Genomic DNA, 22,708 nt, shown 5'->3' with positions numbered 1-22,708 from the left:
AGGATTTATTTACTGGGCTGAAAATGGTCCGTGCGGAATGGGTAGGCGGGTAAGCCCTCTGCATTGACTAAGTTCACTGATGGTTTGCCAGCGAAGGCATAGCGCACATAGAGAGGTTTTTCTAGTGTAGATGAACGTAGCTTAATGGTTGTGCCATCGATGCTTGCTTCGGCCTGGACCCATTTTTGTGAATTATCGGCGATCCAGAAGCCGGTAGGGCTCTGCGCGTCGCTGGTTTTAAGACCCTCTGCGTTATCGAAGTGTACGAGGATGTGGTCTCCTTTTGGTTCTACATTTTTGAGTGTTGGGCCTTGGGCTGTGATTTTTTTGTTAAGTGTGTCGCGGGCTGCGAGCAGTGCGAGGCGCTGGCCGACTGGGAGTTTGTCTTTTGGGTGGATGTTTTTGGCGTCACCGAGGTCAATGTTATTGGACACTGAAGTGTGGGGGAGCTCGTGTGCTTTAAGCTGCGATTCTCGCATCCATGCCCAAGAATGTGTCTCAGGGTGCTCCATTCCAAGTTTCGGTCCAGAGATCCATGGGGCGTCGTAGCCTGGCAGCATCGCGATGAGGAAATGCATGGAGTCATTGTGCCATTCTTTGCGGATTCGTTGTATCCACGCATTTAGAGTGTCTCCGTATTTGAGCATACCTGAATTGCGCGAAAACCATGGCTCTTTTACCATGCCGAACATCGATTGGGTGTTGCGTTCTCCTTGGTACCAAACGAGGCCACGGCAGGCGTAGGGCGCGAGTGGGTGGAGCATGGCGTTGTAGAGGAGGTTGGTCTGACGGCGAAGAAAGACATCATCTCTTTTTGTCCAAGGGGCTTTTTTGAGGATTTCGGTGATTTGCTGCTGCGCTTCGGTGTTGGCATCAAATTCCTCGATCATGGTCTTGAAATGAGGGACGGTATCGATCATGTCGCGCGGCATCCAGGCTTCCAGTGACGAACTTCCCCAACAGGTGAGGACGATGCCGATGGGGGCTTTTGCTTGCTGTTGGAGATGATAGGCAAACGAGAGTGCGACGGCACTGCTGGGCGCTTCAGTGGACCATTGCCCTTCGAGTTGGTCTTGTTCGGTGAAGGCGACGGTTTTTTTGACTTCGAAACTGCGGATATTGGTGGCCTTGCGTGCGAGTGGGCGGACGTCAGGGGTGTGGCCCATCTGCATGTTCGATTGGCCCGAGCAGATCCAGACTTCGCCGACGAGGATGTTGGTGATCGTCAGGTGGTTTTTTGAATCAGAGACTTTAAGAGTTTGTGCTTGGGCGTTGGCTTCTAGCGGGCCAAGTTTGACTGACCATTTGCCTTGTGCATCGGCTTTGGTTAATTTTGTCTGCCCTGCAAATTCAATGGTGACGGAGCTGCCAGCATCTGTTGTGCCCCAGATGGGAACAGGAATGTCTCGCTGGAGGACGGCATTGTCAGTGAATGGAGAGGCGAGTTTGAGTTCTGCCATTGCTGAAATGGTCAAGAGGCTTATCGAAATCGCTAGAGAAATGAGTTTCATAGGGTGTGAAGTGAGAATGGAGGTTTAACGGTTTACAAAGTGAGTTTCTATCATCATTCCCAGAAAAAGAATGCCCATCTAACTCCCGAGAGAGCCTGATGGGCATTAATGTATAAATTTTTGGATTTCGTCGCGTTTATTTGCGGTGACGGCTGACTGGTCCGCCATAGCGAGATGCTAGCGTCTGCGACGAAGGATGAGAGTGAGACTTCCGAGGCCAATAAGAGCGGTGCTGGATGGCTCTGGGATGGCTACAGCTGTCAGTAATCCTGTTGTCTCTGAGAATTCGTATCCAATTCCATTTTCGGAAATGCTCCAGACGCCGGAATTTTCAGTGAAGCTACCTAATGTACTGGAGAGAGAAAATGTGTTTTCGTATGTCTCCGTGAGATTTGTTGCATCTACGAGGATCCATGAATCACCAAGGGTGGTGGAGGCGCCAGTGAGGTCGAGATTGAATGTGCCTCCCAACGAGAGTAGGCCGCCAGCACCGGAAATTCCATTGTTAATGCCGTTTGCTCCGATGGAGAAACTGAGTCCGGATCCTGAGCTAAGTGAGAGGGACCCTGCGTCAAGAAAGGTGTTTCCCGTGTAATTGTTTTGTGCACTGCCGAAGACAACGTCACCGCCCAAGATGGAAATGTTTCCTGCTCCAGCGATTCGTGCGTTTAGTGAAAGTGTGCCCGTACCATTATTGGTGATATGGAGGTCGTTCACTAAGTTGACGGCGTTTTGTGTGCCGTTGGTATGGATACCTCCATTAATAGCGACATTCGCATTCGTGTTAGATGTGAGAGCTGCTGTGCCTGTGCTGGACGCAAAATTGAAGGCGCGCGCACGGGTTGCGCTTCGCCATACTGAAAAGCTCTGGTTAGCGGTGGCCGTGTTATCAAAAGTGAGACTGCGCACAGTCATGTTTCCGTAGGTGCTGCCTACCGCCTTAGCGTTTGTAAGAATGAGGTCTGCCTCGTTGTTGAAACTTGGGGCAGAGTCCCAGTTGTCAGCAGTGATCAGGCGGGTGTCGGTTCCGCCTCCATCCCAAGTGAATGTGGCTGCGTTTACTCCTGTCATCATTAGAAGGCAGGCGCTAAGAGCGGGGAGTGATTTTTTCATGTTGTGTATTATTTATAGTTGTTTGTGTATTTCTAAGACTCCTTGAATAAGAAGGGGGGAGTGCGTCCTGTCAATATTTTTACATTTTGAGAGACATGGATTTATTATTCCATAAATGATCTTTTATTGTTCTGCCGATTCGAGAGGAGGTGTGATTAGCGTGGACCGGTTGGGAACAAAAAAGCCTTTCAATACCTAGGAAGGATTGAAAGGCTTTGGTGAAAGGATGCGATGTAAGCTTATTACTTACGACGGCGCATGATAAGGGCGAGACCACCGAGACCGAGAAGAGCGGTTGCTGATGGCTCTGGGACGGCTGTGACAGTTACTGAGCTGATAGACCTTGCCGCTTCATTGTCCTGTCCGTAAGCAGCAAATTGATAGTTCTTAGAGAAATCAAATACTGCGATATTTCCAGTCGCTTCCTGTGACCCATTGATTGAGTATGACCAGTTGGCGCCACCGAGGCCGTCAGCTAAGACGCTGAAGGATACATCTACATCTGAACCATTCTTTGGGAAATTGGTCGTTGAATCTAAGGCTTGCGCTACGCTAGGGGTGGTGCCATCTGAGTTCACGAAGTTGAGACCAGTGTTAACTCCTTGTTGCGTATTAAGGTTGACCCCAATACTATAGACAAGTGATGCAGCTGCAGGCTCGTTGAATCCAAAAGGGTTGAATCCTGTAGCTGAAGCGTTCACAGCAGTATTACCATACGTAGAGAAGTCGGTCTCATCACTGACTAGGCCAAAGGCCATCAAGTTGGCTAAGCCTACGCTTCCAGACCAGTTGTATGTAACATCTACGATGAAGCCTCCATCAGATTGCCAAGAATTAAGAGTGTAGCCTACTGCGCGAGACTGGTAGTGGCTGTTGCCGCCGTTGTTAAAATTGAGATTTCCGTTATCGCCCCATGATTTAGTAGCGCCTCGGCTTCCCATTCCGCCGCCAATGCCTGCATTGACCGCTAGTCCATCATTATCAAAGGTGTCTTGAAAGACGATAGTTGCTTGGGCGTAAGTTGAAGTGAGTGCTGTTGTTGCTACTGCTGCGAGTACGGGGAGTGTGCTTTTCATAGTTGTTGTGTGTGTCAATATTCCTGAGACTTATTCAATAAGCGGGTTTTTGTGCTGACGGTCAAGGGGTTTGTGGTGTTTTTCGTTAATCGTCACAAAATATTCGTAAATAGATTAATGTCTTGTGTGTGAGTAACGTGCGGATGAGGGTGGGCTAGGTGTTTTAACTTCGCTGGAGCAGTGGAGAAGGGAATGAGGGGGCGCAAATCTATTTTTCTTTACGGCTGCGGGGGCTCTCATGCGGAGGGCTTTATTTGCTGGAGCTTGTGAGGTTCACTGAGGTGGAGCCGAAGCTGATTAATGCCGCATGGTGGGATGTGGCATTGCTTGTGGAGACGTCCGCTGTGGTTACTTTGACGGAATCTACTAGGATGTGGCGGTTGTCATCTTGGCTGTAGATGGCGAAGCGGAAATCCTTTGAGAAGTCGAAGTTTGGGAGGCGGCCGTTGGCTTCTTCGGTGTTGTTGATGGAATATGCCCACTGGGCACCGCCAGTTCCATCGCTCAGAATCGAGAAGGAGACTGTCACTAGGTCACTGCTGGTTTCGCTGGGCAACTGCGCGTTTTGTCCAGAATTGTGCAAGGGAATTACATGGCTGCCATTGATGAAATTGAGTCCACGGTTTTGGCCTGGGCTTTGGAGAGCATTGATGCCGATCCCGTAGATTGCCGATGATTCTGGGTCGTCCGCGCCAAATGGGTTGTAGCCTGTGGCGGATTCTTTTGTGCCGCCCGTGCCATACTTGGATAAATCTGTCTCAGTGCTGATGAGGCCCCAAGAAAGAGTGCTTCCTGCGATGGCTCCTTTGACGGCGAGAATGCGGTAAGTGAGGTCGACGCGAAAGCCAGTGGACGACTGCCAGGTATTTTCCGTGTAGACGATGGCACGGGTTCGGTAGTGGCTATTGCGTGTGGTGAAGGATAAGTGACCATTGTCTAGCCATGTACGGCCTGCTATTTTTCGCAAAAGCAATCCCCCGCCAGTTCGGGTGTTTGCCTCGAGGCCATCGTTATCAAAGGTATCGTGGTAGAGGGTGTCTGAGTGGGCTAAGGAGATGGAGAGTACGCTCAGCGCTGCAATTCTCGATAATGTGTGCATGGGTGTTTGATGAATAGTGCATTAAAACACGAGGGGGTGGGCTGAGGCCACACAAATCTTAGATGAAGCATCTTTGAGGCTCTTGTCGTGGGACTGAGAACTTAGTGCTGAGCGATCCAGTCTAGCAGGTCTTGGTGCTTGTCAGCGGAGTAGAGGTGGGTGTGGAGTCCGTGTTTTTTACCCGCCGCGATGTTGGCGGGGAGGTCATCGATATAAAAGGTGTCTGTGGGGACGATGTTGAATTGCTCAAAGGATTTGAGGAAGAAGTCGTCTTCGGGTTTGATGGCACCGATCTCGTAGGAGAAGACGGCGTGTTCGAAGTGTTCGAAGATGGCGTAGCTCTCTAGACAAAATGGCGCATGAATGGCATTGGTGTTCGAGTAGAGAATGAGGCGGTTGCCTTGTGCTTTGAGCTCTTTGGCTAATGCCCAAGTTGCATCGATGGGGGTGAAGATGTGGCACCATGCGTGTTTAAAGTCTTCTTCGGAGCCGTGGAAGTCGAGAAGCTCGGATGCCCATTGGATATAGTCGGTGATTTCGACTTTTCCTGCTTCGAATTGGTCTTTGCGGGTGATGATTTGTTGGAGTGCCGTTGGGTCGGCTTTCGATCCTAACAGAGAGTTCAGTGCTGGGGTGAAGTCGAAAGCGAGGAGAACGTTTCCTATGTCGAAGAGATAGGTTTTCATTAATGTGTTTGAAGGCAATTGAGGATGAAATCGGCGGCTGCTGTGGCTCCGCACGGGAGTGAGGTGTCGATGAGGCTTTGTTTCATGGCACGCCAGCCAGCGGCATCGTTCTCGGTCATTGATTCGATGGCTTTGCGAAGATGTTTGGGGGACTCGGTGAGTTTGCCAGCATTAAGGTGGTGGAGTAATGCGAGGTTGCCCTCTTCTTGGCCGGGGACGAGGTGGTGGATGAGCATGGGGGTTTTGGCGGCAATGGCTTCGTGGACAGTGGCGCCGCCGGCTTTTCCGACGATGAGGTGGTGTTCGCAGAGAAGCTCAGGGACCCGACGGGTCCAGCCTTTAAGCTCCACGCGGTTTGGGTATTCTAACTGAACTTCGCGAGCTCGGTCGTAGAGGGTTCTGACATTTTTTCCTAAGACGACGGTAACCTCGGTGTTGGGGACCTTGAGGATGGCGCGCATGAAGCGGCGGACGATGGGTTTTTTTGCCGTTGGGAAGTAGAGAACGCGGAAGGGTTTGACGGGGTCGTCTGCAGCGATGGTGCTGAGTTGCTGGAAGCGTGGGTGTACGGCGAAGCCTGTGGTGATTATTTTTTTTGGAGGAATTCCTTGAGCTGCGAGTTTGTCGTGGGTGAGTGCATCGGTGACTAACCAGTAATCTGATGGAGCTTTTCGCCAGGAGGAGTTGATCTCGATGGAGTCGGTGACGGCGGTGAATACTGGGACGCGATTGGCTCCGCGATTGAAGGAACGCTCGATGAAGTAAGGGTAGAGAGGGTAGGTGCTGATAATCGCATCCGGCTCGTAACTGAGAAGCGTTTCGTGGAGCGAGTTCTCAGGCTTACGCATGAGGGGGAGTCGTTCGCGAGAGAAGTCTCGGGAGTCGGTAGAATTATAGATTTTCGCCCAAGTTTTGGGGGCGTGGGTGGTGACGAAGCGGTAGAAATTACGTAGTTGTTCGTTGACCCAAGGAGCTCCGTTGGCGCAGGGGTCGACTATTTCGACCTCGGCATTTTTTTCAAGAGCAAGGGCGAGGTGACTGGCTGCACTATTATGACCTTCGCCAAATCCGGCGGTGGTGATGATAATTCGTGGTGGCCTGTGTTCGTTCACGCGCTTGTTCATAGCAGGTTTATGGATGGCGTCTACGTTGTTCTCAGTTGGTTAGATGACAGAATTTCACTAGCCATAAGAAGTTGGCTGGAGTAGGTTTTGCGCGATGTCCGAGCAAGATCCGTTCAAGAAAGTAGTCCATAGACTGGAGCCGAAGAAGCGTCCAGTAGTGAGCACTTCTATTGATGATGCGGAGAAGTTAGAGGAACTCAGTCAAGTAGCGCCGAGTGTGAATACGCAATTTTTCGGTGATGGTCCTCAGTACGTAGAGGATGTGGAGACGGATTGGGACGGAGTAGAGATTGAAAAATCAGAAGGAAGGAAGTGGTTGATTATTTCAGTCTGTGCGTTCTCCTTTTTTTTTGTAGGTTGTATGTTATGGGGATTCTTTTTGTCTAAGAATCCTCAGTCGGAGGAGTCGGCGGGAATGAAGAGTGAAGAGGTGGTGGTTGAGTTGAGTTATGAAGAAAAGTCGGCTTCGAGGAAGGAAGCGGTCGAACGTTATCTCAGCGCGTCGAGTGTCGATGAAAAGGCGCAGTATGTTCGCGATGCAGAGCGAGTGAAGCCATTGATGGAAGAGTACTATCGTGAGCATCCCTTGCAGGCAGAAACCTTATCAGAAGATTACCTTGAAGAGCCGATGATGGGGAAAGATCAAGTACTGTGGCGAGTTCGAACTCGTGAAGCAAAAGCAGGGCAAGCGCCTTACTTGATATTAGAAACCAGTGATGCAGGTGAGTCATTGGTCGATTGGGAGGCAGATGTAGTGCATCAGCCTAGCGATTGGGAGAGGTTTATTGCGGTGCGCAGTACTCAGCCACATACATTCCGGGTATTTTTACAAGTGGCTCAATTATCAGGTTTTCACGGTTATGAATTTGCCGATTATACGAAGTACCGATGCTTTAAGGTGACAATTCCAGGGCGTGACGATTATTTGTGGGCGTATAGTGAAGTTGGCAGTAAGTTAGATGCTAAGATGTTGTATATGGTGACTGCTGGTGGGCGTAGGAATATTCATTCAGCAAAAAAGGTGCATGCGATTTTGCAGTTGCGATTTCCAGAGAATAGTCAATCGGATATGTGTGTAGCGATAGAGGATCTGGTGCAAGCTGGCTGGTTGCGCTGAGGTCTGGCGAGATTGACTCTTGTGTTTGCTTGTTTGCAAGAATAGCGTGAGCTAGTTCAGAGAGCTAATGTGTAGTTCGACTTGAATGGATCGTTATGAAAATGAAGCAATGGTGGATGACTGCAGTGGCAGCTTTAGTTTGTACAATCAGTGGCGTGCACGCTGGTGAATTACCTGAGGTGCTGGCTAAGCATTTTGATGCTGATGAGCCTGTCAAAGCTGAGATTTATATGGTGGTGCCACCTCAGGAGTTTGAAAAATTTGTGCAAAAGCTTAGTGAAGCGGCGCAGAAAGACCCAGAGTGGTTTAACGAGCATTCAAAAAAAACTCCAGGTGGGAGCCCCATCCCTGAGTACGATGAGAAGCTTGGAATGAGCCAAGAGGAATACGATGGCTTTGTGAAACTTTGGGATGCACGTGAGGCAAAGCGGATCTCACAAACGGCGTTGATGGTGACTGAAACGGGAGATGGAAAATGGAAGCTGAATGGTTCAGGGAATGCCACTCCACTGTCATTGCTCAGCTATGACCCGGAGACAAATACTTTTAAGTCGCCGAATGGAACGCTTGAAAGCATTGTTGATATCAATGCGCCTAAACGTAGTTTGTTAGGAGCGTGGACCGGTAAGGAATGGCGTTATCAGTCTGAGAATAGTCTGACGAAAATGAAGGAAAATCTCGCGCTAGGAACTAGTGAAGACGGTAAGTACAGCATTCTTGTGTACCGTCTGCAGGAAGTGACTGCAAAGGGGCGTCCGATGTTTGATCAAAGCTTGGTGATTCGCTTTGCTGCTAAAAAATAGAAACTTCATTGGGAAAGTTATTTCCATATTTTCTGGATAGGCGACGTCTTTGGCGCCGCCTGTTTTTTTGGGTAGTGGTACCGATTGTGGGGCTCTATTTGTTGCTGAATATAGCGCTGAATAGCACTTGGTCTCGGAATAAGGTAGCAGCGGTGTTAGAGCGTAAGACTGGGATGGAATGGCTGATAGGTACGCTCCATGTGCTGCCAAATGGTACGATCTGTGTGTATGATATCGAAAGTTTGGTGTATGAAGGGGGACTACATGTCGAAAAAGTGAGTGCAGATTTGCGCTTTGGCCCTTTGTTAGATCGCGAGATTGAAATCAAGGAGTTAGAAATTGTTAGACCATCGATTGATCTAACGGAGAAAGATTTAATCGCGATTCTCCATGTGCAGTCGCAAAATGTGGAGCTTCCGAAACCGCCTGAGGTGGCAATGGAAGAGCAGGCTCAATCTGAGCAAGCTGAAGTAGAGGTCTTGGCGAGTCATGGTACCAATGGAATGAGCCCAACAAAGTCTAGTGTTGAGCCAGTGCCTACGGATAAAAAGATCGAGGTGAAGCCATCTGGCGATTTAGTGGTGCCCGAGGCTGTTGCTGTTGAGGATGAGAGGGAAGCTTGGGTAAGGGTGGTGGATGGATCATTTCGCTTAAGTAAAGGGGGAGAGGAGGTGACGAGTTTGGAAAACTTTCAGGCCGAGATACCGATAGGGGGAAAGTTGCTGACCGGGGAAGTGAGCTGGGGTGAAATTGTTGTCGCAGGAAGACGAATTGTTGATCGTGGAGAGTTTTTGGTGAGTAAGGAGAATCATGCGTTGAGTGTGAAGCAGACGGATGTGAGTTTTTTTGGGTTGGATTTAAAGCCAGAGTTGTTGTTGGTGAAAGGTGGAAGGAGCGGTTTGTTATTTCAGATAGATCTTGAGGTGCCAGAGCAATCGGCGATGGAGCTAATGACTCATTTAAATTTGACTGTAGGCATGGCGGTAGAGTCTGTGTTTGGGAGAATGCGGATGGTGGGAGATCTAGGTCATCCATTGAGCTGGCAGGCACTAGCAGATGTTAGGGCAAAAAACGTGGAGGTCGCAGAAGGTCACCGTGGGGGGCATTATCGTTTTGATAGTTTTCAATTCCAATCGATCCTTCAGCGTGGAGTGATGCAGGTGCCTCGGCTAGAGCTGTTAGGGGAGGAAGTCTCAGTGATGAGTAACGGTGTGGCGACCATGAATGGCTATGGATTTGGGGTTTGCCGGGTGGTGGCATCAGGCGAGAAGACCGCTTGGATTAATAAGCTTCAAGGAGGTGCGCAGATGGTACAAGGTGTGCGAGGTGGACTGATGCGTCCCTTAGAGACCAACGACGTTTATTATATGGATGTCGAGGTCGATGGATCGCTGCTCAATCCGATGATGCGAGTGGCGAATGTGAGTGAGTGGCAACCGCTTTGGGAGGTAGTACAGGGTCTCCGAACATTTATAAAAAATGAACGCGTGGAGGATCTTACCACAAGTCAGAGATAAAGACTGAGCCGTGCTGCGGGAGTTCCACCTGTTCTCCTACATTCCTGCCAATAAGTGCTGAGCCGACCGGGGAGTCAGGCGTGATGACGGTGAAGTCTAAACCTTGTGAAGAGAGCTGCATGCCGCCGCCTGCGGGGAGCATGAGGTAGGCGAGATCGTTCTCATCGGTGCTGACAATGATCATGGAACCTGAGGCGATGGGTTCATCGCCATTGAGTTCATCGGTGTTGATTTTCGTGAACTTGGCGATGCTTTCTTCGAGCTGGACGACTTGCTCTGCTTGAGCTTCGGCGAGATAGGAAGCTTCGAGACCACGGGTGTCGTATTTTCCTTCCGCTTTACTTTCCTCTGAGGTTGAGCTTCTGTGAGTTTCGAGCGCGGCTTTGCGCAGCACATCAAGATCGTGCTGGAGGCTTTTTAAAACGGATTGGATGAGGTCGTGTTTGCTGTCGCTCATGATGTATTTTTCAATAAATAAGGGTAAAGGGGAGCTACGGTCAACTATTTGGAAGCTCAACAGACTCATTTACTAAAGTACTATCAGTGTTAGTATGATATATCATGAAAATACTTCTATTGTTGACTGTGCTTACTATAAGCCTCCTATCCCATGGAATGGTTCACGCTATTGAAAAGCCAGATTTCAAGTTACTTAAAAAAGATGGCAAGTTCGAGCTGCGTCAATATTCAGAGTTACACATTGTCACTGCCACAATGGAGGAAGAAAGTCAGAGGAATCAGGCATTCCGTAAGCTAGCCGGATACATTGGCAAAAAAAATGAGAAGGGACAAAAAATAGCAATGACTTCTCCCGTGTTGATTGATGGTGCTAAAGTGACCGAGCGAGAGTCAACTTTAAAACCGAGTATGAGCTTTGTGGTACCAAAAAATGTTGTGGAGGGAGGAATTCCAAAACCTAATGACCCTTCGATCTCACTTAGCAAAATCGAAGGGGGAAAGTTTGCGGTAAAAGCATTTAAAAACTCTAATTCAGATAAGAGTCGAAAAGAAGCACTCGAGGAGTTACGCGTCTGGATTGGTAAGCAAAAGCTACAAGCGATAGGTGAAGCAAGTTTCGCTTTTTATGACCCGCCGTGGATTCCACAGATGTTCCGTACTAATGAGGTGTGGATTCGAGTTGAAAAAGTTGAATAGACCTAACGGCGCTTTCTTGTATTTTTCTTGCTCGGTTTCCTGCGAGGACCGGATTGCGGTTTGTTTTTATGAGAGAATTTTGACGGGGTGTCGAAGTGTGAGGGCTTCTTGTCGTCTTTTTTGGGGCCTTTACGGCGTGGTTCTTCTTTCTCAGGTACGCTGTCGTACTTGAAGCCTTCTGCTTTTTTCCGTGGTAGAGTGACGCGGATGAGCTTTTCTAATTTTTTGAGTGCTGGGAAATTTCTCGGAGTGACGAAAGTAATGGCTTCACCCTCAGATTCGGCGCGTCCAGTGCGGCCAATGCGGTGGATGTAGTCCTCACTGTGTTCTGGGAAATCGTAGTTGATGACGTGGGTGACGCCGTCGATATCGATGCCACGGGCGGCGACGTCGGTGGCGACGAGTACGCGGATTTTCCCTTCTTTAAATTCTTTGAGGGCGCGGCGGCGCTGGCCTTGTTTCTTGTCGCCGTGGATGGCTTCGGCTGAGATGTTAGAGAATTTGAGTGCCTTGACGAGCTCTTCGGCACCATCGCGGGTGCGGGCGAAGACGATGACGGCGTAGAAGTTGTGTGAGCTTTCTAACAAATGCTCTAGCAGCTCGAACTTTTGGTGTTCAAAAACTTCGTAGATGGACTGAGTGATGGTCTCGGCTGGGTTGGCGCGGCGGTCGACTTCGACGAGCGTAGGGGAGTTGAGGAATTCTTTAGTGAGTGCTTCGATCTGGCCATTCATGGTCGCCGAGAAGAGGAGGGTCTGGCGGGATTTTGGCATCTTTTTACAGATGGTTCGGATATCGGGGATGAAGCCCATGTCGAGCATGCGGTCGGCTTCGTCGAGGACGAGTGCTTTGAGTCCATGGAAGCGGCCGTGGCCTTGTTCGACGAGGTCTAACAATCGGCCAGGTGTGGCGATAATGATGTCGACGCCGGAGCGGAGTTTATCGATTTGGCCTTTGTCTGGGACGCCGCCGTGGATAGCTGCGGTGCGGAGGTTGGTGTATTTGGCGTAGGTTTTGACGTTCTCGTGGATCTGGGAGACGAGTTCACGGGTGGGGGCGATGATGAGGATGCGCGTGCAACGCTCTTCTTTAGCCTCGGTGAGCTCGGTGAGTTGAGATAGGATTGGGAGGGTGAAAGCGGCGGTTTTTCCTGTGCCAGTTTGGGCAATGCCGATGACGTCAGCACCCTTGAGTACGCGCGGGATGGCACGTTCTTGGATCGGAGTTTCTTTTGAGTAGCCAGCATCGCTTACTGCTTTCTGGATACGTTCGTGGAGTTGTTTGAAAGACATGGGAAATGTGTGAAGTGGAAAGTGTGAAGTGAGTAGAGTCGCTACTCGATGGTGATTTTTGCTAGTTCAGCAGTGAGGGAGGGGCAGAGAATCGGAAAAAGGTGTTGTAGGCAAGCAAGGTTTCCGGTGGTGTGGATAGAAATTTCACCGTGACCTCGGTCGAGGGGAATGATGCTGGCAGTTTGGCGCGCGACGGCTTCACCAGTGTCGATAAGTTTGACATTGGGCCCGACGACTTGCTGGATGCTTGCCCTGAGAAATGGGTAGTGGGTGCAGCCGAGAACGAGGGTGTCAGCGCCGGCTTCGACCGTGGGCTGGGCGTAGCGTTTGACGGCATCTTCGACTTCTGGCCCGTTGAGAACTCCGCGCTCGACCAAGGTGACAAAGTCGGGGCAGTGCTGGGTAATGACTTTGAGACCGTTGGGGGAAATGTGGGTTTGGAGAAGTTTGTGGAATTTTTCTCCCGCGATGGATGCCTCGGTGGCGAGGACGCCGATAGTGCCTGACTGGGTGAGCTTACTTGCAGGTTTGACTGCGGGTTCCATGCCGATGAAGGGGAGAGGGTATCGGGCCCGCAGGGCCTCGACTGCGTGGATGGTGGCGGAATTACAGGCGACGACGATGGTGCGTGCGCCCATTTCGATGAGTTGCTCGGTGATGGCGAAGCAACGCGCTTGGATTTGCTCCGCAGATTTATTGCCATAGGGGCACCAAGCGGAATCCCCAATGTAGTGAATGGGGATGTGGGTGAGTTTTTTTCTGATCTCTAACAGCACAGAAAGCCCGCCGACGCCTGAGTCGAGAATGCCCACGGATGTATCCAAGTTGTCCACGAGCACAGCATTCTATGAATGGAGGGAAAAGTCGAGAAGGGAGACGTGGCGGATTGAGTTTCTGTTTGGTGAGGCACGGCTACAGCGTTGTGATGTTTACACGAATCTAGGACCCAAGGTGTCGTCATGGACTCAATCTTGGGCTGGCTCAGTAGATCCCTTCAGGATGTTGGGGGGAGGGACCGAGGCTTTGGCCGCTCTATGGTTATAGGTTTTCTAATGAAATTTTCTGAATTTCTTTCCCTCCACCGTGGTCGTCTTGTCCGTAAATGGCGATACGGTAACTCTTACTCAGATCAAACCCTCCATTAATGACTCCACTTGCTTCTACAGTTCCATTGATGGAGTATGTCCACAAACCGCCTGGACGAATTTCGATCGTCACTGGTGTGAATGCATCAGTGATGAACTCGCTATGGGTTCCAGATTGATCCAAATTGGTGCATGTTGAGCCATCGGTGAAGTTTAGTCCTCTGAAGCTGTCATCTCCCGCAACATTCGCGCCAAGGCTATACACACTGGTGGTTGACTTGAATGGATTAGTTCCAGAATAGGTAGTAAGGTCAGTGTCGGTACTGATGAGGCCAAAGGAAAAGTTATGGCCGTAGACAGTGTCGATGCGGCTGGTCTTGTACACTAGAGTTAGCTTAAACCCTCCGTTTGATTGATAAGAGTCTGTTGAATAGAGAATCCCACGATTATTTTGGCTAGTACTATTATTATTGTATGTAACGTAATGCCTCTTTTCTTCCCATTCACCTCCTTGGATTGTTTTGCTCTCCATAGGGAGCAGATCTTTAGGGCTGGTAGTAAACGACCAAATATCGCCGGCAATCACGGTGCCATCGTCTAGTATTGAATCTACGCACCAATAATAAGTGGAGCTAGGTTTTAATCCATAGCCGCCTACGTTTATGATGTTTCTCTGGACGCGGCCACGTCCTCTTTCAGCCAAAAGGGTGAGGTTGTCAGAACTTTCTCCGATGTAAATTTTGCTTTCGACTGCCTTTAGTCCGTTCAAATACATGAGGTTTGTGTTGAGGGGGACGCCTGCACCTCCGTTTCTAGGGATTGGCATCGTGGCATACGCTTCTTGGCGGCCAGGAATCCAGTGGAACTTTAAATTAGGATTGTATTCGTAGGCACCCAAATCTGGAGCCATACCGTAGTAGCCAGCAGTCACATTGACCAATTGGCCATCAACAGTACAATCTGTGATTTCCACGCCTTGATCAATCAATTCGTAGGCATCTGCCTTTGGTCGGAAATCCCAGTTATCAGGATCACGCAATAGGTCATCCATCGTTCTTGGCTCTATTTGTCCAATGAAGTTAATAGAGGTGTTTGCGCTATCAAGGTCATAGCCAGGAAGGCCAAAGTCACCATCGGCACGCGCTCCTGCCCAAGTTCCACTATCAAAATAATCGGTGTCATTGGGGTCCACATAGGTTGTGACCAAATCTCCAGCATTGTTGTAGGAAAGCGAATTCGCATTGCCTCCCTTATCTTGAGCAACATCGAGTTTGGAATTATTATTGATGGTGAGGTTGTGATAAATTTCATGTTCGTCACCCTTCAAGCGAAAGCTTGCTAAGCCCCCACGTTTCTTCGTTGATGTAGCAACATTACGGTACAGGTTTCCCTGTAGTGTGGTGACATTTCCTACTGGGTTAGCTCCATCCCATCTAAAGCATCGCTGGGCATTTTCGATGAACCAGTTGAAGCGAGTTACGGACTCATTGACATGCTCTCCTGGGATATAGAGTGAGGCTCCATCGATCGCTAAAAGGCTGCATTCTGTGTGGAAATTATATTCGCAGATAATCGGTTGGACAGGGGCGTTCGGATCAGGATCCATATATTTTCTAGCACGGACTCCCTGACCAGCTCCAGAATAGCTCATCGTGTTGCGGCGATAGGTGAAGTTTTTCACGTTATCTGTATCAACAGTGTGGGCTGCTCGTCTTTCACCATATTCATCAGTGCCTGCAACCAGAGCATATGCCGTCTTATAGAATAGGTTATTATCTAGTAACAGAGTATCGACGTAGTTACCTCGTAGCCCTGTATCATCCGAATACTCAAAGACACAATTGTAGACGGTAATGTTCTCACAGAAATCCACCTTTCGCCCAACAAAGTCAGCAGTCTGGCTCTGATCGGTTCCTCCAGATGCCCGTTCTGAAGCTGAGTAATAGCTTAACTCACAATTCTGAATCGTGATATGATCCGAGGATTTAAAATAGAATGCAGTGGCAAAGAAATTGATACCATCAATGGTAATGTACTTGGTGTATGGGTTTCCAGTAAACCCAAAAGCACGCGTCTTGGCGTAGATGCTTTCATTTAAGGCATCCGGATCTCCACCGCCAGGAGCCCATAGCGCGACTACTCTGTTGTTTTCGTCATAGGCCCACTCTGCTTCAGAGTCTAACATGACTCGTTCGGCATAGCCCACACCGCCTTCCATGAAATACGTTCTTTTGACATCGCTCCACCTCAACGAGCGTGTGTATTCTAGCTGAGAGTCGCCGGGCTCATGAACCGTAATCAACTGAGCATAAGGCTGACAAAAGGTCATCACCCCTACACAATCTTTGAAGGAAACCCCCGCACTGGCTACATCGTCGCTGGCACCTGTATTTGGGTCATCGACCGCGTGGGTTCTATCTTCAATTTGTCCTTCCTCAATCCTGCCTCCCCACAATTTATAGCGGAGTGACTGACTGCCATTCCAAACAGTATCTGAAAAGGCTGGTGCGTTCGGAAAGCGTGCTAAAGTCATGATCTTATCGCCAACAAAGAGCTGGTTGATAGGCCCAAAACTTTGCGGTAATGTCGTCCGGTATACATTTCCTAAACCGGATATATTGCTCAGTGGGGTTCCATTAAAAAACTCGCCAGCAACATCACCCTCAATCCAGCTAGCTCTCTCGCGGTTCCAATTCCCTGTGATTTCGTCCGTACCGTCGATATAGACGGCTTGGCCTTGATAATTCTTAAAGGTGACAGGTGCATTCGCTGTTCCACTCAAATTCGAGATGTCAACAGTCTCACGATACGTACCTCCTAGGATGTAGCAGGTATCTCCTTGTCCCATTTGATTCGCTGCATGTTGGATAGAGGCAAAGGCGTTGGCTACGCTCTTTCCATCGTTACTATCATTGCCATCGGGCTTCACATAAAATGTGTCCGCTGTGTCGTCTCTATCAGAAATGGTAAATGAAAAGTCCACATTCTCGACTCCCCAAGAGACCGGCTGGTGTGTCGTTCCATTCTTTTGATCTCCTGTCACATAAAGAATCTGTGAGGCTGAACTCAGAGTCTCGTTCCCATTGTTGTTCCAAGTTCTACCTAATAAACCATTACCTGTTCCGATGACAAATCCATGGCCATGGCCGCCACCCTCTAGATATCTGAAGCCATGGAATCCATCAAATTGTAGCTTGCCTACACTGGAGGAGAACCCACTCAGTGTGAAAATTAATGTACTGCCATCAGCGAGCCCTCCATTAACTGAAAAAGAGGAGTTAACCCCAACACTGGCGTCTACTGATCCAATGCTAGCTGTTGCAGAATTAGTGCTGGTGACATCAGTGAGGCCGTGGTCGGCTATCGAGTCACTCACCGCTGCCACATTGATGGTGAACTCGACTGTATCCATAGAGTTATCACCATCAAGGTCAGTTTCATAAGTCACTTTATAGCTGAAATCACCACTGTGGCTTAGATTATCTCTGACTACTTGGATATTCGCCGCACTGCCATCCACATTCAGTGTATTTGCCACACCATCATCAACACTCAAATCGGAGAATGTGAGTGTTTGAGATGTGATTGCCCCGTGGGCTAGATTTACGGTTGTTGCTAGAGCTGATAAAAAAATAAAACGTGAGTGGTTTTTATTCATGAATAGCATGAGTAGAATGATCGATTTGTTGAGGCAAGCTTTAAAGTGTCATTTCTAACATATTCTAGCAGTGTCTGTTATTGGTTGTTTTTTATTCTATTTTAGTCGTTTACGGTTTATCTGTATGACGGTATTTAGGGAGGTGTTTATATGTGTTGAGTGTTCGTGGGGGGGGTATCTAGCAGATTCTAACTTATTCTAACACAATGTGATTGTTTGTGGTGGTGAATAACCTTACATTCAAGGTAGAAACGGCCTCTAGGACGTGTGGTGGAACTCATCAGATAAAAATACAAAGTCTCGACTGAGATGATTCATTTGTTTTCTATAAGTATATTAATGTGTCTGCTGAGGTGTCTGGATGTGAAAAAGCCCCACAGGAGTATGACCGATAAGGACTGCTAGTAGGGAGAGAGTATAGCTTTAGCTGCTCTGGTTGGGTGGATCCATTCAGAATCTTGGGGGAGAATGTGGTTTCATAAAAAATCCCATAGAACTGAAAGTTCTATGGGATTGGATTGAGGAAATTATAGGGGGAACTTTAACGTAGTTCTGTAACGGCGCGGTTGATGCGGCGGACGGATTCGGTTTGGCCGAGGATGTCGAGGATGGCGCCGAGGTCGGGGCCGCCTGCTGCGCCGGTGAGGGCGACGCGGGTGGGGAACATGAGTTGACCAGGTTTGGCGCCGTTTTCTTTGGCGGTGGCGCCGATGGCGTCTTTGGCCTGGCTCCAGTCGCTGAGGGTGGCGAGGGCAGTGGCGAGTTTTTCGAGTAAACCTGCGGCGGCTTCGTTCTTTTTAACTTTTTCGATGGCTTCGGGGTCGAATGGATAGTCTGGGTTGTAGAAGAAGGCGATCATGGCCGGGACTTCGGTGAGAAGGCGGACCTTTTCTTGGATGGAGCCAGCGATGGTGACGTATTTTTCATCGGTGGTGATGCCTGCGGCGTCGACGTAGGGTTGGGCTGCAGAGGCGAAGTCTTCTGGGGAGAGTTTGGCGAGGTGTTGTTGGTTGACCCAGCCGCATTTTTCGATGTCGAACTTGCCTGGAGCGCGGTTGATGGACTCGATGGTGAATTTTTCGATAATTTCTTCAGGGGAGAAGATCTCGCTTTCGTCTTTGGGAGACCAGCCTAGGAGGGCTAGGAAGTTAAAGACGGCTTTAGGAGTGTAGCCTTGGGAGGCGTATTCGCCAATGGCGGCGCCTTGGTCGCGTTTGGACATTTTGGAGCCATCCATATTGAGGATGAGTGGAATGTGTGCGTAGGCTGGGGGCGCGATTCCGAAGGCGGCGAACAGCTGAAGATGCTTTGGCGTGTTCATGAGGTGGTCTTCACCGCGGAGGATGTGAGTCATGCCCATTTCGATGTCGTCGACGACGTTGACGAAGTGGAAGGTATAGCTGCCATCGGAGCGTTTGAGGACCATGTCGGGGTTGATGGATTCATCGGTGTAGTCGACGGTGACTTCGCCGCAGACGAGGTCGTGCATGGTGATGGGTTTGCGCTCGAAGCGGAAGCGGTAGGCGCCGTCGTCTGCGTAGACGCGATCTGCTGCGACGAGTTTTTCGAAGTAGCGATTGTAGATGTCCATGCGCTCGGACTGGTTGTAGGGGCCGTGTTCACCGCCTTTATTGGGGCCTTCGTCCCAGTCCATACCTAGCCAGCTGAGGCCTTCGAAAATGGCTGCGCGTGCTTCGTCGGTGTTGCGTTCCTTGTCTGTGTCTTCGATGCGGAGGATGAAGGTGCCTCCGTGTTTTTTAGCGAAGAGGTAGTTGAAGAGTGCGGTGCGTGCGCCGCCAACGTGGAGGTATCCTGTGGGCGATGGTGCGAATCTGGTGCGGACTGGCTTGTTCATGGCTGTGGTTTAGATGGCTGCAGTCGAAACTCCTAGAGAAAAATGCAGAATATTGTTTCGAAATGGTGCTGCGAATTTTGATGAAGTACTGTGTGCTTTCTTTTGAAAATAGATGATTTCGTTTCTTGTTTTTCTAACAATGGTAGCTAACGTCTTTGTGTAGTGCTTTTACTAGTTGAAACCTAACAGATGTGTTGCTGGATACTAGGAGTCGAGCCGTTTAATCCTTTCGATGAGGTTTGGCCTATGATTGGGTCGAGCGTCTGCGAGAATATATACTTTTATGAAAAAATATACCTCCCCACAACTGACTTTGTGCATAGCTTTAGCAAGTACAGTGGTAATTCCGTTCACACATGCTTGTACTGGCATTACTCTTCACGCGGATGACGGTGCTGTCATTCCTGGACGTACGATGGAGTTTGGTTTTGATATTGAGTCTCGTCTCGGAATTGTTCCAGCAGGCACAGAAATCCATTCACTAAGTACAGCGAAGGGCGATGAGGGTTTTCGTTATAAGACGAAGTTTGGTTTCGTAGGTATGAATGGGGTGGGTATGCCGATTGTGCTCGATGGTTTGAATGAAAAAGGTCTTTATTTCGGTGCGCATTATTTTGTCGGTGAAGCTAAGTTTGCTGATATTAATGATGAAAATAACGCTAAGGCTATTGGATCTGCAGACCTTGGTAATTGGTTGTTAGGAAATTTTGCGACAGTCGATGAAGTTCGTGAAGCCTTGCCAGCTCAAGTAGTGGTGGAAAGTTATATCAAACAAATAAAAGGCAATGCGCCCATTCATTATATTCTAACTGATGCATCAGGAAAGAGCATCGTCATTGAGTATACCTCAGATGGATTAAAAATATTTGATAATAAGGTAAGGGCTTTTGCGAATAGTCCTAGTTTTGATTGGCATTTAAAAAACTTGGTAAATTACATTGGGCTGACTCCGAATAACCGTGAGGCGATCGAGCTTAATGGTGAGGAGATCGTGCCCTTTGGCGAAGGCACTGGGTTAGTGGGGCTTCCTGGGGATTCGACCTCTCCCTCACGTTTTGTTCGTGCTGCGGTATTTGCTAATATGGCAGCGCCTTCAAAGACTGCGGAAGATGGGGTATTCCAAGCTTTTCATATTCTTAATATATTTGATCTCCCAAAGGGGGCGATTCGAAGTGAGGAAGAAGGACATACCCTAATGGAGTACACGCTATGGAGCTCTGCTACGGATACTAAAAATCTGGCTTACTATTTTAAAACATATGAGAGTCAGTCGGTTGAAAAAGTGGACCTTCAAAAGGCTTTAGAGAATGTGACAACGGTGACTTACCTACCGATTGAGTCTGGCTTCAGGGTGATTGATAGGACTCCAAGTTCTGCTGATAGTAACTAGGTGGTGAGTTCATACCGCATGCTTGTGGTTATTCACGGAGTTGTCTTTTTTGTGAAGAAAAGGAGAAGCATTCTTGTGTGCTTTTTGTTAGCTCGTTAGTGTCGATGGCATGAAGAAGATTGCTCCGCATTGGCAGATACTAATAGCGCTGGGACTGGCGGTGGCGCTGGGAGTGGTGTTTCGGAATTTTTCAGTAGCAGCTGGCGACGTTTCGAGTTTTGCGTTGTTTGCCAATCGAGCGACGGCGGTGAGTAGCTTTGTGGGGGATCTGTTCATGAGTGCATTGAAGATGATCATTGTCCCCTTGATTGTGAGTTCGATTATTGCTGGGATCGGTGCGCTGGGGGGGGTGAAGGGCTTTGGCCGATTAGGTGCGAAAACGATTGGGTTCTATGCGCTGACTTCACTCACTGCGATCTTGGTAGGTCTGACAGTGGTTAATGTGTTTGAGCCTGGTTTAGTGGATGGGCAGCCTAACATAGAAATTCGTGAGGCTTTTGACAGGAGTGTGGATTCGGCTTCAGAGTCAGAGCGAGCGAAGGTGGAGGCTGCAAATCAAAAGCAGGCAACGGATTATCTCGATTTTTTTAAGAAGCTTTTTCCTCCAAACATCATAGCGGCGGCTTCGGATAATGGGCAGATGTTAGGTCTTATAGTGTTTAGTATTTTGTTTGGGGTGGGCATGACGCGCTTGCCCGTGGGTGAGATGCAGACGCTGCAAGGGACGATTCAGGGGGTCAATGATGTGATGATTTTGATCACGCGCTGGATTATGATGACGGCGCCAATTGGGGTGTTTGCGTTGATGTTTCCAGTGGTGTATCAATCGGGTGCTGGATTGTTTCTAGAGCTTGGTCGTTATTTTGGGACAGTGCTGACTGCATTGGCAGTGCACATGTTTGTGACGCTGCCGCTGATTTTGAAATTTGTAGGGAAGGTGAGCCCTGTGGCGCATTTTAAGGCGATGCAGACGGCTTTGCTGACAGCGTTTTCAACGGCATCTTCTTCAGCGACACTTCCGGTGACGATGCGTTGTGTGCAGGAGAATGCTGGGGTGAGCAGGAGAACTTCTAGTTTCACGTTGCCGCTGGGTGCGACGGTGAACATGGATGGAACGGCGCTGTACGAATGTGTGGCGGTGATTTTTGTCGCTCAGGTGATGGGTGTTGATATGGCTTTTGGCGCGCAATTTGTGGTGGTGGGAGCTGCGCTTTTGACGAGTATAGGGGTGGCAGGTGTGCCATCGGCGAGCTTGGTGGCTATTTTGTTGATATTGAAAAATTCTAATGTCGAGGGTGCGGAGACGGCGGTGGTAGCTTTGTTGAGTGTTGATCGCTTGTTAGATATGTCGCGGACAGCAGTGAATGTGTTTGGCGACAGTTGTGCTGCTGTGGTGGTGGGCGCGAGTGAAGGAGAGAAGGTCTTGCAGGGAGATTTGCACGACTTTGAAGGGGACATTGAGGATGAAGAAGGTCTGTTAGATGAGGACTAGATGACGTCTGAGCAAATTATAGTTCTATGCATTTCCGCATTTTGCATAGGAGTGGCGAAGGCTGGTTTTTCGGGAACATCACTGATTGGGGTGTTTTTGATGACCGAGACTTTTGGGGCGAAAGAGCAAATTGGAATCGCACTGCCGATGTTGATTATGGCGGATATGATCGTGTATCCGGCATTTCGCAAGTATGGGAGCTGGAAGCCAGTGTGGTTGTTATTGTGGCCAGCGTTAGTGGGGATTGGTTTGGCGCTCTGGGTGCTGAATACTGTCTCTAACGAGAGCATGCGGTCGGCGATTGGGTGGATCATTTTAAGTATGGTGGGGATGCAGCTGGTGAGGAAGTGGAAGCCTGAGTTGACTTCTAAATTGGCGCATTCGAAGGGTTTTGGTGTGGCGGCTGGAGTGACTGGGGGTGTGGCAACGATGTTGGCGAATGCTGCGGGGCCGATCATGCAGCTGTACTTGCTGTCACGAAATATGTCGAAGATGGATCTCATCGGCGTGGGCGCGAGGTTTTTCTTGTTAGTGAATTTAATAAAGCTGCCATTGAGTGCTGGGCTTTCATTGACGACTTGGGATACCTTGAAGTGGAACTTTGCGGTGTTGCCGGTGATTGTGATTGCGGTGTGGATTGGTAAAAAATTGTTAGTGAAATTACCTCAAGCGGTTTTTGAGGCTATGATTATTGTGACGGCAACGGTGGCTGGGGTGAGGTTATTGGGGTAAGGA

The 22,708-nt window shown here is 49.2% G+C and carries 18 protein-coding genes; 7 read left to right on the top strand and 11 right to left on the bottom strand.

Features of this window, described 5'->3' with window-relative positions; all coding sequences use genetic code 11:
* Window positions 1–5: 5 nt before the first annotated feature.
* From ACFPK9_RS07215 to ACFPK9_RS07190, 6 genes are all read right to left on the bottom strand, one after another.
* Window positions 6–1,511, bottom strand: a complete 1,506-nt coding sequence (locus ACFPK9_RS07215) for a sialate O-acetylesterase (RefSeq protein WP_377094165.1) — start codon at window positions 1,509–1,511, stop codon at window positions 6–8.
* 177 nt (window positions 1,512–1,688) lie between these two features.
* Window positions 1,689–2,624, bottom strand: coding sequence for a PEP-CTERM sorting domain-containing protein (locus ACFPK9_RS07210; RefSeq protein WP_377094164.1), 936 nt, complete (start codon window positions 2,622–2,624; stop codon window positions 1,689–1,691).
* Window positions 2,625–2,866: 242 nt separating this feature from the next.
* Complete coding sequence (locus ACFPK9_RS07205) at window positions 2,867–3,700, bottom strand: PEP-CTERM sorting domain-containing protein (protein ID WP_377094162.1); 834 nt, start codon at window positions 3,698–3,700, stop codon at window positions 2,867–2,869.
* Window positions 3,701–3,950: 250 nt separating this feature from the next.
* A complete protein-coding gene (locus ACFPK9_RS07200; RefSeq protein ID WP_377094161.1) occupies window positions 3,951–4,799 on the bottom strand; it encodes a hypothetical protein in 849 nt (282 codons plus the stop codon).
* 101 nt (window positions 4,800–4,900) lie between these two features.
* Window positions 4,901–5,485, bottom strand: a complete 585-nt coding sequence (locus ACFPK9_RS07195; protein WP_377094160.1) for an HAD-IA family hydrolase — start codon at window positions 5,483–5,485, stop codon at window positions 4,901–4,903.
* Window positions 5,485–6,609, bottom strand: a complete 1,125-nt coding sequence (locus ACFPK9_RS07190; RefSeq protein ID WP_377094159.1) for an MGDG synthase family glycosyltransferase — start codon at window positions 6,607–6,609, stop codon at window positions 5,485–5,487. The genes ACFPK9_RS07195 and ACFPK9_RS07190 overlap by 1 nt, the downstream gene beginning before the upstream one ends.
* 94 nt (window positions 6,610–6,703) lie before the next feature.
* Here ACFPK9_RS07190 and ACFPK9_RS07185 point away from each other — a divergent pair, with 94 nt between their 5' ends.
* The 3 genes from ACFPK9_RS07185 to ACFPK9_RS07175 all read left to right on the top strand — a co-directional run bounded on the left by ACFPK9_RS07185 (window position 6,704) and on the right by ACFPK9_RS07175 (window position 10,046).
* Window positions 6,704–7,726, top strand: a complete 1,023-nt coding sequence (locus tag ACFPK9_RS07185; RefSeq protein WP_377094158.1) for a hypothetical protein — start codon at window positions 6,704–6,706, stop codon at window positions 7,724–7,726.
* A 95-nt stretch (window positions 7,727–7,821) separates the two neighbouring features.
* The gene (locus ACFPK9_RS07180) at window positions 7,822–8,529 is read left to right on the top strand and encodes a hypothetical protein (protein ID WP_377094157.1); all 708 of its coding nucleotides are present in this window, start codon (window positions 7,822–7,824) and stop codon (window positions 8,527–8,529) included.
* Window positions 8,530–8,603: 74 nt separating this feature from the next.
* Complete coding sequence (locus tag ACFPK9_RS07175; RefSeq protein WP_377094156.1) at window positions 8,604–10,046, top strand: hypothetical protein; 1,443 nt, start codon at window positions 8,604–8,606, stop codon at window positions 10,044–10,046.
* On the opposite strand, the gene ACFPK9_RS07170 is transcribed toward ACFPK9_RS07175, so the two are convergent.
* The gene (locus ACFPK9_RS07170) at window positions 10,027–10,503 is read right to left on the bottom strand and encodes a hypothetical protein (protein ID WP_377094155.1); all 477 of its coding nucleotides are present in this window, start codon (window positions 10,501–10,503) and stop codon (window positions 10,027–10,029) included. The genes ACFPK9_RS07175 and ACFPK9_RS07170 overlap by 20 nt on opposite strands.
* A 104-nt stretch (window positions 10,504–10,607) precedes the next feature.
* Between ACFPK9_RS07170 and ACFPK9_RS07165 the strand changes: the two genes are divergently transcribed.
* A complete protein-coding gene (locus tag ACFPK9_RS07165; protein WP_377094154.1) occupies window positions 10,608–11,201 on the top strand; it encodes an SOUL family heme-binding protein in 594 nt (197 codons plus the stop codon).
* A gap of 2 nt (window positions 11,202–11,203) precedes the next feature.
* Here ACFPK9_RS07165 and ACFPK9_RS07160 read toward each other — a convergent pair whose 3' ends face one another.
* The 4 genes from ACFPK9_RS07160 to ACFPK9_RS07145 form a co-directional block, all read right to left on the bottom strand.
* On the bottom strand, window positions 11,204–12,493 hold the full coding sequence (locus ACFPK9_RS07160) for a DEAD/DEAH box helicase (RefSeq protein ID WP_377094153.1): 1,290 nt from the start codon (window positions 12,491–12,493) through the stop codon (window positions 11,204–11,206).
* Between the two features lie 41 nt (window positions 12,494–12,534).
* The gene (gene murI / locus ACFPK9_RS07155; RefSeq protein WP_377096576.1) at window positions 12,535–13,326 is read right to left on the bottom strand and encodes a glutamate racemase; all 792 of its coding nucleotides are present in this window, start codon (window positions 13,324–13,326) and stop codon (window positions 12,535–12,537) included.
* 205 nt (window positions 13,327–13,531) lie between these two features.
* Window positions 13,532–17,236 carry a CBM20 domain-containing protein gene (locus ACFPK9_RS07150; RefSeq protein ID WP_377094152.1) on the bottom strand — a complete coding sequence of 1,235 codons (3,705 nt, stop codon included), beginning with the start codon at window positions 17,234–17,236 and terminating at the stop codon, window positions 13,532–13,534.
* A gap of 541 nt (window positions 17,237–17,777) precedes the next feature.
* Entirely contained in the window at window positions 17,778–19,091 is a 1,314-nt protein-coding gene (locus tag ACFPK9_RS07145) for a glutamate--tRNA ligase (RefSeq protein ID WP_377094151.1), read from the bottom strand.
* Between the two features lie 283 nt (window positions 19,092–19,374).
* On the opposite strand from ACFPK9_RS07145, the gene ACFPK9_RS07140 reads away from it, so the two are divergent.
* The 3 genes from ACFPK9_RS07140 to ACFPK9_RS07130 all read left to right on the top strand — a co-directional run bounded on the left by ACFPK9_RS07140 (window position 19,375) and on the right by ACFPK9_RS07130 (window position 22,705).
* Window positions 19,375–20,481, top strand: a complete 1,107-nt coding sequence (locus ACFPK9_RS07140) for a linear amide C-N hydrolase (protein ID WP_377094150.1) — start codon at window positions 19,375–19,377, stop codon at window positions 20,479–20,481.
* A gap of 109 nt (window positions 20,482–20,590) precedes the next feature.
* Window positions 20,591–21,973 carry a dicarboxylate/amino acid:cation symporter gene (locus ACFPK9_RS07135; protein ID WP_377094149.1) on the top strand — a complete coding sequence of 461 codons (1,383 nt, stop codon included), beginning with the start codon at window positions 20,591–20,593 and terminating at the stop codon, window positions 21,971–21,973.
* Window positions 21,974–22,705 (top strand): sulfite exporter TauE/SafE family protein, encoded by a 732-nt coding sequence (locus ACFPK9_RS07130; protein ID WP_377094148.1) that lies wholly within the window; start codon window positions 21,974–21,976, stop codon window positions 22,703–22,705.
* The last annotated feature ends 3 nt before the right edge of the window (window positions 22,706–22,708 follow it).

It is taken from the genome of Rubritalea spongiae (genome assembly GCF_042652385.1).
Lineage (GTDB): Bacteria > Verrucomicrobiota > Verrucomicrobiia > Verrucomicrobiales > Akkermansiaceae > Rubritalea > Rubritalea spongiae.
This window is presented reverse-complemented; position numbering and strand designations above follow the sequence as displayed.

What these genes read in the sequence shown, in the direction of transcription:
- ACFPK9_RS07215 (WP_377094165.1), bottom strand. Translation starts at nt 1,511, where the DNA reads ATGAAACTCATTTCTCTAGCGATTTCGATAAGCCTCTTGACCATTTCA.
- ACFPK9_RS07210 (WP_377094164.1), bottom strand. Translation starts at nt 2,624, where the DNA reads ATGAAAAAATCACTCCCCGCTCTTAGCGCCTGCCTTCTAATGATGACA.
- ACFPK9_RS07205 (WP_377094162.1), bottom strand. Translation starts at nt 3,700, where the DNA reads ATGAAAAGCACACTCCCCGTACTCGCAGCAGTAGCAACAACAGCACTC.
- ACFPK9_RS07200 (WP_377094161.1), bottom strand. Translation starts at nt 4,799, where the DNA reads ATGCACACATTATCGAGAATTGCAGCGCTGAGCGTACTCTCCATCTCC.
- ACFPK9_RS07195 (WP_377094160.1), bottom strand. Translation starts at nt 5,485, where the DNA reads ATGAAAACCTATCTCTTCGACATAGGAAACGTTCTCCTCGCTTTCGAC.
- ACFPK9_RS07190 (WP_377094159.1), bottom strand. Translation starts at nt 6,609, where the DNA reads ATGAACAAGCGCGTGAACGAACACAGGCCACCACGAATTATCATCACC.
- ACFPK9_RS07185 (WP_377094158.1), top strand. Translation starts at nt 6,704, where the DNA reads ATGTCCGAGCAAGATCCGTTCAAGAAAGTAGTCCATAGACTGGAGCCG.
- ACFPK9_RS07180 (WP_377094157.1), top strand. Translation starts at nt 7,822, where the DNA reads ATGAAAATGAAGCAATGGTGGATGACTGCAGTGGCAGCTTTAGTTTGT.
- ACFPK9_RS07170 (WP_377094155.1), bottom strand. Translation starts at nt 10,503, where the DNA reads ATGAGCGACAGCAAACACGACCTCATCCAATCCGTTTTAAAAAGCCTC.
- ACFPK9_RS07165 (WP_377094154.1), top strand. Translation starts at nt 10,608, where the DNA reads ATGAAAATACTTCTATTGTTGACTGTGCTTACTATAAGCCTCCTATCC.
- ACFPK9_RS07160 (WP_377094153.1), bottom strand. Translation starts at nt 12,493, where the DNA reads ATGTCTTTCAAACAACTCCACGAACGTATCCAGAAAGCAGTAAGCGAT.
- ACFPK9_RS07150 (WP_377094152.1), bottom strand. Translation starts at nt 17,236, where the DNA reads ATGAATAAAAACCACTCACGTTTTATTTTTTTATCAGCTCTAGCAACA.
- ACFPK9_RS07145 (WP_377094151.1), bottom strand. Translation starts at nt 19,091, where the DNA reads ATGAACAAGCCAGTCCGCACCAGATTCGCACCATCGCCCACAGGATAC.
- ACFPK9_RS07140 (WP_377094150.1), top strand. Translation starts at nt 19,375, where the DNA reads ATGAAAAAATATACCTCCCCACAACTGACTTTGTGCATAGCTTTAGCA.
- ACFPK9_RS07135 (WP_377094149.1), top strand. Translation starts at nt 20,591, where the DNA reads ATGAAGAAGATTGCTCCGCATTGGCAGATACTAATAGCGCTGGGACTG.
- ACFPK9_RS07130 (WP_377094148.1), top strand. Translation starts at nt 21,974, where the DNA reads ATGACGTCTGAGCAAATTATAGTTCTATGCATTTCCGCATTTTGCATA.